General features: G+C 73.9%; 14 protein-coding genes. 8 read left to right on the top strand and 6 right to left on the bottom strand.

Features of this window, described 5'->3' with window-relative positions; all coding sequences use genetic code 11:
- Positions 1–115: 115 nt before the first annotated feature.
- The 4 genes from ABZ642_RS00980 to ABZ642_RS00965 all read left to right on the top strand — a co-directional run bounded on the left by ABZ642_RS00980 (position 116) and on the right by ABZ642_RS00965 (position 4,914).
- Complete coding sequence (locus ABZ642_RS00980) at positions 116–1,921, top strand: gamma-glutamyltransferase (protein WP_360474958.1); 1,806 nt, start codon at positions 116–118, stop codon at positions 1,919–1,921.
- A gap of 142 nt (positions 1,922–2,063) precedes the next feature.
- Positions 2,064–2,912: an inositol monophosphatase family protein gene (locus ABZ642_RS00975; RefSeq protein WP_360474955.1), complete on the top strand. Its 849-nt coding sequence runs from the start codon at positions 2,064–2,066 to the stop codon at positions 2,910–2,912.
- An 86-nt stretch (positions 2,913–2,998) separates the two neighbouring features.
- Positions 2,999–4,408 (top strand): NAD(P)/FAD-dependent oxidoreductase, encoded by a 1,410-nt coding sequence (locus ABZ642_RS00970; RefSeq protein WP_360474952.1) that lies wholly within the window; start codon positions 2,999–3,001, stop codon positions 4,406–4,408.
- The gene (locus tag ABZ642_RS00965; protein ID WP_360474949.1) at positions 4,405–4,914 is read left to right on the top strand and encodes an O-acetyl-ADP-ribose deacetylase; all 510 of its coding nucleotides are present in this window, start codon (positions 4,405–4,407) and stop codon (positions 4,912–4,914) included. Before ABZ642_RS00970 ends, ABZ642_RS00965 begins: the two co-directional genes overlap by 4 nt.
- Before the next feature lie 49 nt (positions 4,915–4,963).
- Here the strand turns inward: ABZ642_RS00965 and ABZ642_RS00960 are convergent, their stop codons facing one another.
- Positions 4,964–5,197 carry a hypothetical protein gene (locus ABZ642_RS00960; RefSeq protein ID WP_360474946.1) on the bottom strand — a complete coding sequence of 78 codons (234 nt, stop codon included), beginning with the start codon at positions 5,195–5,197 and terminating at the stop codon, positions 4,964–4,966.
- Between the two features lie 5 nt (positions 5,198–5,202).
- Positions 5,203–6,111 (bottom strand): LysR substrate-binding domain-containing protein, encoded by a 909-nt coding sequence (locus tag ABZ642_RS00955; protein WP_360474943.1) that lies wholly within the window; start codon positions 6,109–6,111, stop codon positions 5,203–5,205.
- A gap of 144 nt (positions 6,112–6,255) precedes the next feature.
- On the opposite strand from ABZ642_RS00955, the gene ABZ642_RS00950 reads away from it, so the two are divergent.
- The 3 genes from ABZ642_RS00950 to ABZ642_RS00940 all read left to right on the top strand — a co-directional run bounded on the left by ABZ642_RS00950 (position 6,256) and on the right by ABZ642_RS00940 (position 9,217).
- A complete protein-coding gene (locus tag ABZ642_RS00950) occupies positions 6,256–7,146 on the top strand; it encodes an SDR family oxidoreductase (RefSeq protein ID WP_360474940.1) in 891 nt (296 codons plus the stop codon).
- A gap of 99 nt (positions 7,147–7,245) precedes the next feature.
- Positions 7,246–8,724: an AlkA N-terminal domain-containing protein gene (locus tag ABZ642_RS00945; protein WP_360474937.1), complete on the top strand. Its 1,479-nt coding sequence runs from the start codon at positions 7,246–7,248 to the stop codon at positions 8,722–8,724.
- A 10-nt stretch (positions 8,725–8,734) separates the two neighbouring features.
- The gene (locus tag ABZ642_RS00940; protein ID WP_360474934.1) at positions 8,735–9,217 is read left to right on the top strand and encodes a methylated-DNA--[protein]-cysteine S-methyltransferase; all 483 of its coding nucleotides are present in this window, start codon (positions 8,735–8,737) and stop codon (positions 9,215–9,217) included.
- Between the two features lie 30 nt (positions 9,218–9,247).
- Here ABZ642_RS00940 and ABZ642_RS00935 read toward each other — a convergent pair whose 3' ends face one another.
- Genes ABZ642_RS00935 through ABZ642_RS00925 form a run of 3 tightly spaced genes read right to left on the bottom strand, consistent with a single transcriptional unit; the run spans position 9,248 to position 11,631 of the window.
- Entirely contained in the window at positions 9,248–9,976 is a 729-nt protein-coding gene (locus ABZ642_RS00935) for a Sir2 family NAD-dependent protein deacetylase (protein WP_360474931.1), read from the bottom strand.
- Positions 9,977–10,036: 60 nt separating this feature from the next.
- A complete protein-coding gene (locus ABZ642_RS00930) occupies positions 10,037–10,531 on the bottom strand; it encodes an NUDIX hydrolase (RefSeq protein WP_360474928.1) in 495 nt (164 codons plus the stop codon).
- Complete coding sequence (locus tag ABZ642_RS00925) at positions 10,528–11,631, bottom strand: ADP-ribosylglycohydrolase family protein (protein ID WP_360474925.1); 1,104 nt, start codon at positions 11,629–11,631, stop codon at positions 10,528–10,530. Before ABZ642_RS00925 ends, ABZ642_RS00930 begins: the two co-directional genes overlap by 4 nt.
- A gap of 159 nt (positions 11,632–11,790) precedes the next feature.
- Between ABZ642_RS00925 and ABZ642_RS00920 the strand changes: the two genes are divergently transcribed.
- Entirely contained in the window at positions 11,791–12,909 is a 1,119-nt protein-coding gene (locus ABZ642_RS00920) for a glycerate kinase (RefSeq protein ID WP_360476049.1), read from the top strand.
- Between the two features lie 85 nt (positions 12,910–12,994).
- Here ABZ642_RS00920 and pssA read toward each other — a convergent pair whose 3' ends face one another.
- A complete protein-coding gene (gene pssA / locus ABZ642_RS00915; protein WP_360476046.1) occupies positions 12,995–13,819 on the bottom strand; it encodes a CDP-diacylglycerol--serine O-phosphatidyltransferase in 825 nt (274 codons plus the stop codon).

Here is a 13,819-nt window from a genome sequence, read left to right as displayed (position 1 = left end):
AGTCTGCTGCGTGATCAGGGCGATCGGAGCCGAGCTGAAACCTCCCGGACCCTCCCCGCGGCGGGTCCGGAGGACTGTCCGGCCCGGCCTACGCGCGCACCCACCGAGGTGAGAGATGCACTTCACCACCCGACCCACGCTTCAGGGATCCTTCGGCATGGTGTCGTCCACGCACTGGCTGGCCTCCCAGTCGGCGATGGCGGTCCTGGAGAACGGCGGCAACGCGTACGACGCGGCCGTCGCCGGCGCGTTCGTGCTGCACGTGGTCGAGCCGCACCTCAACGGACCCGCCGGGGAGGTACCGATCCTGCTCGCCCCGGCCGGCGGCGAGGCGCGGGTGCTGTGCGGGCAGGGAGTGGCCCCGGCCGGTGCCACGGTCGCCCACTACCGGGGGCTCGGCCTCGACCTGGTCCCCGGCACCGGCCCGCTGGCCGCGGCCGTCCCCGGCGCCTTCGACGCCTGGCTGCTCCTGCTCCGCGACCACGGCACCAAGCCGCTGGACGAGATCCTGGCGTACGCCGTCGGATACGCCGAGCACGGGCACCCACCCGTGGAGAACGTCGGCGCGACCGTGGCAAGCGTACGGAAGCTGTTCGAGACCGAGTGGACCTCGTCGGCGGAGCTGTACCTGCCCGGCGGCCGTGCGCCCCGGCCCGGCGAGTTGTTCCGCAACCCGGCCCTCGCAGCCACCTGGCAGCGGCTGCTCGCCGAGACCGCGGGCGCCGGGGACCGGGAGGCGCGGATCGACGCGGCCCGGGAGGTGTGGCGCACCGGCTTCATCGCCGAGGCCCTGGTCAGGCAGGCCGCCCGCCCCACCATGGACACCAGCGGCGAGCGGCACACCGGCACCCTCACCGCAGCCGACCTGGCCGGCTGGTCCGCGAGCTACGAGGCCCCGGTGTCGTACGACTGGAACGGCTGGACCGTGTGCAAGGCGGGCCCCTGGAGCCAGGGCCCGGCCTTCCTCCAGCAGCTGGCCCTGCTGCCGCCCGAGCTGTCCGAGCTGCCCGAGTACGGCTCCGCCGACTACATGCACCTCCTGATCGAGGACTGCAAGCTCGCCATGGCCGACCGCGAGGCCTGGTACGGGGACGCGGCCGAGGTACCGCTCGCCGAACTGCTCTCCGACGCGTACAACGCCGGGCGGCGCGGCCTGGTCGGCGCCAAGGCCTCCGAGGAACTGCGGCCCGGCAGCCCAGGCGGACGCGTGCCCCGGCTGCCCGGGTACGCAAGCGTGGAGGCCGCGCGGAGCGGCGCCTTCGACCCGCTGGGCGCCGGTGAGCCGACGGTCGCGCAGGTCGCCGCCGACGGCACCACCCGGGGCGACACCTGCCACCTGGACGTCGTCGACCGCTGGGGCAACATGGTCGCGGCCACCCCCAGCGGCGGCTGGCTCCAGTCCAACCCCGTCGTCCCCGAGCTGGGCTTCCCGCTGGGCACCCGGCTCCAGATGGCCTGGCTGGAGGAGGGCCTGCCGAACTCCCTCACCCCCGGCCGCCGCCCCCGCACCACGCTCACCCCCTCGATCGCCCTGCGCGACGGCGTCCCGGTGCTGGCCTTCGGCACGCCCGGCGGCGACCAGCAGGACCAGTGGCAGCTGCACTTCTTCCTCGCCGTCGCGCTGCGCGGCGAGGTGCGCGGCGGCCTCGACCTCCAGGGCGCGATCGACGCCCCGAACTGGCACAACGACAGCTTCCCCAGCTCCTTCTACCCGCGGGGGAGCCGCCCCGCGAGCGTGACCGTCGAGTCGCGGACGGACCCCGAAGTGGTGGCCGAGCTACGGCGGCGCGGCCATGACGTGACGGTCGGGCCGGGCTGGTCGGAGGGGCGGCTGTGCGCGGTGGCCAGGGACCCGCGGACCGGGGTGCTGTCGGCGGCGGCGAATCCGCGCGGGATGCAGGGCTACGCGGTGGGGCGCTGACGCCGACGTGCTGATGTCAGAGCGCTGACCTGGTACGTCCGTCGACGGCCTGCTGATCGTCGGCACCGGTTGTTCGTCCGTATTCCATGTCCCGTACATCCGGGCGGCGGGGATTGTCAGCGGCGCGTGCTCTCATGGAGGCATGATCGAAGCAACGGAGACCATCGACGAGTTTCTCCTCCAGCACGCCGGTGACGTCGAGGACGCCCTCCGCAAGGCCGCCCGGACCGAGATCCTGCCCCGCTGGCGCCGGCTCGCCGACCACGAGGTCGACCAGAAGAGCGGGCCGCACGACCTGGTGACGGACGCCGACCGGCTCGCCGAGAGGTACCTCACCGGGGCGCTGGGCGCCCTGCTGCCGGGTTCCGTCGTGGTCGGCGAGGAAGCGGTGCACGCGGACCCGGAGACGTACGAGGCGCTCCAGGGCGACGCGCCGGTGTGGATCGTCGACCCGGTCGACGGCACCCGCCAGTTCGTGCGCGGCGAGGACGGCTTCTGCACGCTGGTCGCGCTCGCCCACCGGGGCGTCCTGCTCGCCTCCTGGACCTTCGCCCCGGCTCGCGGCCAACTCGCCACGGCGGTACGGGGGAAGGGCGCCTTCCTGGACGGCGTACGGCTGCACGCCGGACCGCCCGCCGCCGACCGTGACCTGCGGGTGGCCACCTCCCACCCGGACTACACGACGGACGCCCAGAAGCGCGCGCTGTTCGCCCTGTGGGTCGACGGCGTCGCACCGCGCGCGTGCGGCTCGGCGGGCCTGGAGTATCTGGCCGTCGCCCGGGGCGAGTTGGACGCGACGGCGTTCTCCTGGGAGGCCGCGTGGGACCACGCGGCCGGACTGCTGCTGGTCGAGGAGGCGGGCGGCGCCCACCTCACGCTCGCGGGCGAGCCGTTCCGGATCACGGGGGACAACGTCCTGCCGTTCACCGCGGCCCGCGACGCGGCCACCGCCCACCGGGTGGTGGACCTGCTGCGAAACCCGCACTGGTAACCCCGGACGAGGGGGATGTCAGTCCTGCGGCATATCCTGAACCCGAGTGGCCAATCGGCTGACGAAGGGGTGCGAAGGTGCCGTCGATGCTCGATGCGGTCGTGGTGGGGGCGGGGCCGAACGGCCTGACGGCCGCCGTGGAGCTGGCCCGGCGCGGCTTCTCCGTCGCCGTTTTCGAGGCGCGCGACACCGTGGGCGGCGGCGCCCGCACCGAGGAGCTCACGCTGCCGGGCTTCCGGCACGACCCGTGCTCCGCGGCGCACCCGCTCGGGATCAACTCGCCCGCGTTCCGCGCCCTGCCCCTGGAGCGCTACGGCCTGGAGTGGCTGCACCCCGAGCTGCCGATGGCCCACCCCTTCCCGGACGGCGGGGCCGCCGTACTGGCCCGCTCGGTCGCCGAGACGGCGGCCTCCTTCGGACCGCGCGACGCCGGCACCTACCGCAGGCTGGTCTCGCCGTTCCTGCCCAAGTGGGACACCTTGGCGCGGGACTTCATGTCCCTGCCCATGACCGCGCTGCCCCGCGACCCGGTCACTCTCGCCCGCTTCGGCCTGGTCGGTCTGCCGCCCGCCTCCCTGCTGCTGCACCGCTTCCGCGACGAGCGGGCCAGAACCCTCTTCGCCGGTCTGGTCGCCCATGTCATGGCCCCGCTCAGCGGGATCGGGACCGGTGCCGTCGGCCTGGTCTTCGCGCTCGCCGCGCACGCCCGCGGCTGGCCGGTGGCCCGGGGCGGCTCGCAGGCCATCTCCGACGCCCTCGCCGCCTACCTCAAGGACCTCGGCGGCGCGATCCACACCGACTACGAGGTCAAGCGGCTGGACGACCTGCCGCCCGCGCGGTCGTACGTCTTCGACACCTCGCCGACCGCCCTGGCCCGCATCGCCGGCCTCGGCAACTACTACCAGGACTACCGGTACGGCCCGGGCGTCTTCAAGATCGACTACGCGCTGGACGGGCCGGTCCCCTGGACCGCCCCGGAGGCCCGCCGCGCCGGGACCGTGCAGATCGGCGCGGACAGCGCGGAGATCGGCACCGCCCTGCGCGCCGCCTCCCGCCAGGGTCGCGCCCCCGACCGGCCGTTCATGATCACCGTGCAGCCCGGGGTCGTGGACCCCTCCCGCGCCCCCGAGGGCAAGCAGGTCTTCTGGGCGTACGCCCATGTCCCCAGCGGCTGGACGGGTGACCTCACCGACGTGATGGAGCGTCAACTGGAGCGCTTCGCGCCGGGGTTCCGCGACCGCGTGCTGGCCCGTGCCACCGCGGGACCCGCCGAACTCGCCGCCCGCAACGCCAACTACGTCGGCGGCGACATCGGCACCGGCGCGGTCTCCGGCCTGCAGATCCTGCTGCGGCCCAAGCTCTCCCTGTTCCCGTACGGCACCCCGCATCCGGCCGTCTTCATCTGCTCGTCGGCCACCCCGCCCGGCCCGGGCGTACACGGCATGTCGGGGCACAACGCGGCCAAGGCCGTGTGGAGGAGGCTGAGACAGCCATGACCCGCATCACGCTCGTCCAGGGTGACATCACCCGGCAGACCGCCGACGCGATCGTCAACGCGGCCAACTCCTCGCTGCTCGGCGGCGGAGGCGTCGACGGCGCCATCCACCGGCGCGGCGGCCCCGCGATCCTGGAGGACTGCCGCAAGCTCCGCGCCGGGCACTACGGCAAGGGCCTGCCCACCGGCCAGGCCGTCGCCACCACCGCCGGCGAACTCGACGCCCGGTGGGTCATCCACACCGTCGGACCCGTCCACTCCACGAGCGAGGACCGCTCCGAGCTGCTGGCCTCCTGCTATCGCGAGTCCCTGAAGCGCGCCGACGAACTCGGCGCCCGCACGGTCGCGTTCCCCGCCGTCTCCACCGGGATCTACGGCTGGCCGCTGGACGACGGTGCCCGGATCGCCGTGGCGACCGTCCGGGAGGCGGACACGGCCGTCGAGGAGGTCCGGTTCGTGCTCTTCGACGAGCGGGCCTACGAGGCGTTCGCCGCACAGCTGACCTGACCGCGGCTGCGCATACCGGCTCCCGGGATCGGGTCGTCTGCTCGGGTGCTCATACCGGCGCCCGCGTCGGGTCGTTCGCGCGGCTGCTCATACCGGCGCCCACGCTCGGGTCGTCCGCGCGGCTGCGCACACCGGCGCCCACGCTCCGGTCGTCCGCGCGGCTGCTCATACCGACTGACTCCCTGACGATGATCCGCGCCGGGACCGGTACCAGGCCCGCCGAGTCGAGCCCCGGCGCGGTGCGCGCCGCCCGCCGGCCATGGGCCTCCGCGTCGGTGCGCACCGTGGTCAGGGCAGGGCTTCCGGCCGCTCGGTCCGGGCAGCGCCGACCGGGACCAGATGGGCCTCGGCCGCGCGCCGGAACGCCGGCAGCAGGGGATGGCGGTCGCCGGCCCGGGTGGCCAGGACGACCTGGAGGGGATCCCCGTCCACGACCGGTACGGCGACGATGTCCGGTCGCAGGTTGCCCCGGAAGCCGGCCGGCGCCAGCGACACCACCTCACCGCTCGCCACCAGCTCCAGCTTGTCCTCCAGCGTGTCCACCAGGGCGCCCAGGTTGGTGTGACCGGCGGGATTCGCGCCGATCCGGTCGGCGCCGGTGAAGCGGGGCAGCGGCTCGTCGGCGAAGTCGGCGAGCGTGACCGACTCCTTGCCCGCCAGCCGGTGGCCGAGCGGGACCAGCAGCACGCGCGGCTCGTCGTACAGCACCGTGATGTCCAAGCCGTCGGCGGTGAACAGGAACCGGGTCACCACCACGTCGACCCGGTGGTCGAGCAGCGCGTCGCGCGGTTCGTTCCAGTCCACGTGCAGGGTGCGGACGTCGGCCTCCGGGTGGCGGTGGCGGACGTCCCGGACGGCCGGGGTGACGATCTGATGGGTGGTGTACCCGACCGTGAACGGGCCCTGCGCGGCGGCCGAGCGCGCGCTCGCGGCGGCCCGGGCGGCGCTCCGCAGCAGCTCCCTGGCCTGCGGCAGAAAGGTCTCGCCGGCCTCGGTGAGCCGGGTGCCGCGCGGCGTGCGGTCCAGCAGCCGGACGCCCAGCTCCCGCTCCAGACGCCGGATCTGCCGGCTCAGCGACGGCTGGGCCAGATGCAGCGCGTCGGCCGCCCGGCCGAAGTGCAACTCCTCGGCGACCACGGTGAAGTAGCGCACCAGACGGAGCTCCAGGTCCACCGGCGGTACGAAGGAATCGGGCACCTCTCGACTCTACTCCCGCCGCCGTGAGCTGCGGTCATGACCGGACAGGCATCGCCGGGTGCGGAACGGGTCTTGGACCCGGCTGCCGGGCCGGACGCAGGCTGGAGTCGTCCCAGCCATTCACTCTCCGTGAGGTGATCTGTCATGCGTGTGTTCGTCACCGGCGCCACCGGGTTCATCGGCAGCGCGGTGGTCCGCGAACTGCTCGGCGCCGGGCACCACGTGCTCGGCCTGGCCCGCTCGGACGCGGCCGAGGCGGCCCTGAAGGAGGTGGGAGCGGAGGTGCACCGCGGCGACCTGAACGACGTCGACGGCCTGCGGGTCGCGGCGGGAGCGGTGGACGGGGTGGTCCACACGGGGTACAACCACGACTTCTCCGACATGCCCGGCGCTCTCCGTACCGAACTCGACGTGCTGAAGGCCCTCGGTGACGCGCTCGCCGAGTCCGGCCGGCCCCTGGTCGTCACCTCCGTGACCGGCCTCCTCGCCCCGGGCCGCCTCGGCACCGAGGAGGACGCGCCCGACCTCGCGGGCCCCGGCGGCCACCGGGCCGAGGCGGAACGCTCCGCCCTGGCCCTGGCCGACCGCGGGGTGCGGGTGTCGGCGATCCGGCTCCCTCAGGTGCACGGAGCAGGCGACCACGCCTTCGTCCCGTTCCTGATCGGCGTCGCCCGCGACAAGGGTGTCGCCGCCTACGTGGGGGACGGCACCAACCGCTGGTCGTCCGTGCACCGTCTTGACGCCGCCACCCTCTACCGCAAGGCCATCGAGACGGCCCCGGCCGGGGCCGTGCTGCACGCGGTCGCCGACGAGGGCGTCCCGGTCCGCGGCATCACCGAGGTCATCGGCCGCCGCCTCGACGTGCCGGTCGTGTCCCTCGCACGGGAGGAGGCGTCCGACCACTTCGGCTGGATGGTGGCCTTCGTCGCCAACGACAACCCCACATCCGGCGCCGCCACCCGCGAGCGGTACGACTGGCGGCCCGCTCAGCCTGGCCTGCTGGCCGACCTCGACCAGGACCACTACTTCGGCTGACGGCCGTGAGGGGCCGGACCTTGGAGCCCTGAAGGTCAGCCCACCCTCGTGTCGGATTTCCGCCAGCATCGGCCCCGCCCGGGGGCCGATGCTGGACCCATGCAGAAAGGGACGAACCTCGACCGCGAGCACTGTGTACGGGCCGTGCAGTCCAAGGACGCACGGTTCGACGGCTGGTTCTTCACGGCCGTCCTGACCACCCGCATCTACTGCCGGCCCAGCTGCCCGGTGGTGCCGCCCAAGCCCGAGAACATGACGTTCTATCCGAGCGCGGCCGCCTGCCAGCAGGCCGGCTTCCGGGCCTGCAAGCGCTGCCGCCCCGACACCAGCCCCGGTTCCCCGGAGTGGAACCAGCGCGCCGACCTGGTCGCCCGCGCCATGCGGCTGATCGCCGACGGGGTCGTGGACCGCGAGGGCGTGCCCGGCCTCGCCGCCCGCCTCGGCTACAGCCCCCGGCAGGTCGAACGCCAGCTCCTCGCCGAACTCGGCGCCGGCCCGCTGGCCCTCGCCCGCGCCCAGCGCGCCCAGACCGCCCGCCTGCTGGTCGAGACGACCGCCCTGCCGATGGCGGAGATCGCCTTCGCAGCCGGTTTCTCCTCGATCCGCACCTTCAACGACACCGTCCGCGAGGTCTTCGCGCTGTCCCCGAGCGAGTTGCGCGCGCGGGCCCCGAAGAGCGCGTCGAGCGCTCCCGGAGCGCTGTCCCTCCGGCTGCCCTTCCGCGCCCCCCTCAACCCCGACAACCTCTTCGGGCACCTCGCGGCCACCGCCGTACCCGGCGTCGAGGAGTGGCGGGACGGCGCCTACCGGCGGACCCTGCGGCTGCCGTACGGCCACGGCATCGTGGCCCTCGCCCCGAAGCCCGACCACATCGCCTGCCGGCTCACCCTCAGCGACCTGCGGGACCTGCCGGTGGCCATCAGCCGCTGCCGGCGGATGCTCGATCTGGACGCCGACCCGGTCGCGGTCGACGACCAGCTGCGCACCGACCCCGTGCTGGCTCCGCTGGTGGACAAGGCGCCCGGACGCCGGGTGCCCCGCACGGTCGACGAGGCGGAGTTCGCGGTGCGGGCCGTGCTCGGCCAGCAGGTCTCCACGGCCGCCGCCCGCACTCACGCGGCCCGCCTGGTGACCGCCCACGGCACCCCGGTCGACGACCCGGAGGGCGGCCTCACCCACCTCTTCCCGACCCCCGAGGGGCTGGCCGAACTGGCCCCCGACTCCCTGGCGATGCCCCGCACCCGCCGTACCACCTTCACCACCCTGGTCGGCCGACTCGCCGACGGCACCCTCCACCTGGGCGTGGAGAGCGACTGGGCGCAGGCCCGCGCCAGGCTCCTGGAACTCCCCGGCTTCGGGCCCTGGACCGTCGACGTCATCGCCATGCGTGCCCTCGGCGACCCCGACGCCTTCCTCCCCACCGACCTCGGCATCCGCCGCGCCGCCCTGGACCTGGGCCTGCCCGGCACCCCGGCCGCCCTCACCGCCCGCGCGGCCGCCTGGCGCCCCTGGCGGGCCTACGCGGTCCAGTACCTGTGGGCGACCGACAGCCACCCGATCAACTTCCTTCCCGTGTAAGGACCCTGCCGTGAAGAACCACACCGTCTCTGACAGCCCCTACGGCCCCCTCACCCTGGTCGCCGAGGACGGCACCCTCTGCGGCCTCTACATGGAGGACCAACGCCACCGCCCGCCCGAGGAGACCTTCGGCGCCCGCGACGACGACCTCTTCACCGAGGCCGAAGAACAGCTGACCGCCTATTTCGCGGGCGAGTTGAAGGAGTTCACCGTCGAACTGCGCCTGAACGGCACCCCGTTCCAGCGCAGTGTCTGGGAACAGCTGCGCCGGATCCCCTACGGCGAGACCCGCTCGTACGGCGAACTCGCCGACGCCCTCGGCAACCCCCAGGCCTCCCGCGCGGTCGGCCTCGCCAACGGGAGGAACCCGGTCGGCATCATCGTCCCCTGCCACCGCGTCATCGGCGCGAGCGGCAGCCTCACCGGTTACGGCGGCGGCCTGCCCCGCAAGCAGCGCCTGCTGGACTTCGAGCGGGGCGCGGGCCTCTTCTGACCGCCCTCGCCGGCGTCCGGCCACGGGCCGCTAGCCGGCCCGCAGCTCCGCGAGGAGCTTCGGCAGCGCGGTTCCGATCGGCTCGCGGACGATCTCGTCGGCCCGGTCGTCGTACGGCGTCGGGTCGGCGTTGACGATGACGAGCCGGGCGCCGTGGTCGGCGGCGACTCCGGCGAGGCCGGCGGCCGGCTGGACCTGGAGGCTGCTGCCGACGGCGATGAAGACGGTGCAGGCCTTGCTGATGGCGAGGGCCTGGCCGAGGACGACGGGGTCGAGGTTCTCGCCGAACATCACGGTCGCCGACTTGAGAATGCCGCCGCACTCCAGGCACAGCGGGTCCTCCTCGCCGGCCTCGACGCGGGCGATCGCGTCCACCATCGGCCCTCGCGTATGGCACTTGGTGCACACCACGCTGCGTGCCGAGCCGTGCAGTTCGAGCACCTTCCGGGCGGGCATCCCGGCGAGCTGGTGCAGACCGTCCACGTTCTGCGTGATGACCCGCACGGGGATCCCGGACCTGTCGAGCTCGGCGACGGCGAGATGGGCGGCGTTGGGCTCGGCCTTCAGCGTCCGGTTCGTGCGCCGCATCTGCCAGGACCGGCGCCGAATCTCCGGGTCGCCCATGTAGTAGTCGTAGGTCACGAGCTTCTCGGCCTCGGGATCCCGCCGCCACAGACCGTTGGGCCCGCGGTAGTCGGGGATCCCGGAGTCGGTCGAGATGCCGGCGCCGCTGAGGACGGCGACGAGGGGCTTGGTCATGTGTTCGAGGGTAGGGCGGCCCCGGTGCGGGCGGCGAACGGTTATCGACCGCCTCCGGGATCACCCCGCGCGGTTGCCGTTCTCCAGTTCCGCCGTGCCCGTGCCCTCTCCCAGTACGTCCAGCGCGGCCAGCACGCGGCGGCCCAGCGAGCCCGGCAGATACGTGGCGAGTTCGGCGCGTGGGACCAGCCGCCAGGAGAGCAGTTCCTCCTCCTGGAGCCGGATCGCCCCGAGGTCGGCGTCGGTGACGACACCGCCGTCGTACAGATAGGCGACGATCGGCGGCCGGCCGGTGCCGTGTACCCAGTCCACCGCGAGCAGCCGGCCCATCTCCCGGTCCAGGCCGATCTCCTCCAGGGTCTCCCGGCGGGCGCCCTGACGCGGGGTCTCCCCGTCGTCGGACTCGACGGTCCCGCCGGGCAGCGCCCAGCCCTCCCGGTAGTTGGGTTCCACGAGCAGCACCCGTCCCTCGGCGTCCCGGAAGAGCGCGGCCGCCCCGGCGAGGATCCGGGGGAGGCTCGCGATGTACGTGGCGTAGTCGTCAGTCGTGGTCATCCAGGAAGGGTAACCAGCGCGGGCTCGGGGCCCGTCCGGGCGAGCCGCACGGTGCGCTCCGCCAGGTCGCTGATGCGGGCCCCGTCGAAGCCGAAGACCGCGCTGCGGACCGTGTCCTCCAGCGGGTCCTTCCACTGGTCCGGGATGGCGGCCGCGCCGGTCAGCACCCCGGCCACCGAGCCCGCCGTCGCGCCGTTGGAGTCGGTGTCCAGGCCGCCGCGCACGGTGAGGGCGACGGTCCGGGTGAAGTCGCCGTCGCCGTAGAGCAGCCCCGCGGTGAGCACGGCCACGTTCGGGACGGTGTGGATCCAGCCCAGGCCCGCGGTCTCCCCGGACACGGTGGCGAGGGTGTCCTCCCAGCTCAGCCGGGTCTCGTGCAGGGAGACGACCCGGCGTACGGTCCGCGCGAGGCGGCAGCTCGCCGGTACGACGGTGAGCGCGCTGTCGATCGCCTGCCGTACGGTCGGCGCGGTGAACGCCGCCGAGATCAGCGCGGCGGCCCACATCGCGCCGTAGACCCCGTTCCCCGCATGGGAGAGCACCGCGTCCCGGCGGGCCAGGGCGGCGGCCCGGTGCGGGTCGTCCGGGCAGGTCCAGCCGAAGATGTCGGCGCGGATCAGGGCGCCGATCCACTCCTGGTAGGGGTTGTCGTAGGTGGCGGTGAGGGGCGGTTTGAGGCCGTCCGCGAGGTTGCGGTAGGCGGCCCGTTCCGCCGTGAAGGTCTGGAGGTACGGCAGCCGCAGCAGCCACAGCTCGCCGACCTGCTCGGTGCTGAAACCGAAGCCGTGGGTCTCCAGGAGGTCCAGGCCGAGGATGGCGTAGTCGACGTCGTCGTCACGGCAGCTGCCGTGGATCCGGCCGCGCACGCACCGGCGCCACTCGGGGCGCAGCGCGAGCGCGTCGCTCTCGTCCGCGGGCTCGGGGAGGTAGTCGGTGAGCGGCAGGGCGGCGGCCCGCCGCAGATAGCCGTCGATGCGTTCCCTGGTCCACACGTCGCCCCGCTCGACCGGCTTGCCGAGCATGTTGCCCGCGATCCGGCCGAGCCAGCCGCCGAGCACGCGGTCGGCGAGGTCCGGACCGGCGGTGCCGTCGTTGCCCATGGCTGTGGTGTACCCGATTTCCCAGGCGGCTCCCAGGCCTTTCCCAGGCTTCGGTCGGGGAATGACGGCGAGGGTGTCCTCCGGTTAAGGTCACAGCGGCGCGACTGGCCTTGACATGCGCGAGGCCCGGAGAGCAAGGGGATACAGGTGACACAGCGCGTGCTCATCGCCGCGGACAAGTTCAAGGGCTCGCTGACGGCCGTGGAGGTCGCCGAGCGGGTCACTGCGGGGCTCCGGCGGGTCGTGCCCGGCCTGGAGGTGGCGGCGCTGCCCGTCGCGGACGGCGGGGACGGCACGGTTGCCGCGGCGGTCGCCGCCGGCTTCGAACGCCACGAAAGGCTGGTCGCCGGGCCGCTGGGGCAGGAGGTCGGCGCCGCGTTCGCGCTGCGCGGCGACACCGCGGTGGTGGAGATGGCCGAGGCGAGCGGACTGCAACGGCTGCCGGCCGGTGTCTTCGCGCCCCTGACGGCCTCCACGTACGGCTCGGGAGAGCTGCTGCGGGCCGCGTTGGACGCGGGCGCCCGCACGATCGTCTTCGGCGTCGGAGGCAGCGCCACCACCGACGGCGGCGCCGGAATGCTGTCGGCGCTCGGGGCACGGTTCCTGGACGAGGACGGCGAACCGGTACCGCCGGGCGGCGGCGGCCTCACCGACGTGGCCCGCGCGGACCTGTCCGGCCTGGACCCGCGGCTGTCCTCGGTCGACCTGGTTCTCGCCAGCGACGTCGACAACCCGCTGACCGGCCCCAAGGGCGCACCGGCCGTGTACGGCCCGCAGAAGGGCGCCTCGCCGGACGACGTGGAGGTCCTGGACGCCGCTCTCGCCCACTTCGCGAAGGTCCTGGAGGCCGAGGTCGGCCCGCGCGCGGCGGAGTACGCGGTGGCGCCGGGCGCCGGGGCCGCCGGTGGCATCGGATACGGCGCGCTGCTGCTCGGCGCCCGCTTCCGCCCCGGCATCGAGGTCATGCTCGACGTCCTCGGCTTCGCGCCCGCCGTGGAGCGGGCGTCGCTGGTCATCACCGGCGAGGGCTCGCTGGACGAGCAGACGCTGCACGGGAAGGCGCCGGCGGGGGTGGCCGCGGCCGCGCGTGCCGCCGGCAAGGAGGTCGTGGCGGTGTGCGGGCGCCTGGCCCTGCCGCCGGCGGCGCTCGGCGGGGCGGGGATCCGGCGGGCGTATCCGCTGACGTCCGTGGAGCCGGACGTGGCGAAGTGCATCGCGGACGCCGGACCGATCCTGGAGCGTGTCGCGGAACAGATCGCCCGGGATTTCCTGACCTGAGCCGCCGCCCGTGGGCTCCGCCCTGGGCGTGGGTACAGCAGAGGGCCCCGGACCGAGGTCGGTCCGGGGCCCTCTGGCGTCGTGGTTACGGCAGCTGCGCCGCCCTCGCCTCGCGGCGGTTGTCGCGGATGTTGTTCACCCGGCGGGCCGTGGCGAACAGGGGGATCACCGCGCCCATGACCAGCTGCAGCGCACAGCCGGTCTGGAGCAGGAGCTGGCCGCCGGGGGCGTCGAAGGCCCAGGCCGCCAGGAGCCCCATCGAGAGGACGATCCAGCCCAGCATCGCCCCGGCGAGGCGGCCGCGCGGCTTCGGGTACTCGACCCGGCTCACCATCAGCCAGGCCGTGCCGAGGATCGCAAGGAGCGTCGCGAAGAAGGGCAGCTCCAGGAGCACGATCGAGACGACCGTGAGCGCACCGAACGGCGACGGCATGCCCTGGAACATGCCGTTCGGTGGGGTCACGCAGCTGAAGCGGGCCAGCCGCAGCACCACCGCCAGCAGCACGACCACCGCTCCGACCGCGGCCACCTTCTGGTACGCGTCGTCGGCCACCATGCCGTAGACGAGCACGAAGTACGCGGGGGCCAGGCCGAAGCTGACCAGGTCCGAGAGGTTGTCCAGCTCGGCGCCCATGGGGGAGGAGCGCAGCTTGCGCGCCACGAGGCCGTCGAACAGGTCGAAGACCGCCGCGCAGAGCATGAGGATGACCGCGGTGGCGGCGCTGTGCCGCGCCATGCCCGCCGACTGGTCGTCCCCGGTGAGGTGCGGGATGAGGATGCCGGTGGTGGTGAAGTACACCGCCATGAAGCCACACGTGGCGTTGCCCAGCGTGAGGGTGTCCGCTATCGAGAGGCGGAGAGAGAGCGGCATCTCCTCCTCGTCGTCGCCGGCCTCGTCGGCCTCGGGCAC

It is taken from the genome of Streptomyces sp. NPDC007157 (genome assembly GCF_040634235.1).
Classification (GTDB): Bacteria; Actinomycetota; Actinomycetes; order Streptomycetales; family Streptomycetaceae; genus Streptomyces.
The sequence above is the reverse complement of the archived record's forward strand: the minus strand, read 5'-3'. Positions and strand labels throughout refer to the sequence as shown.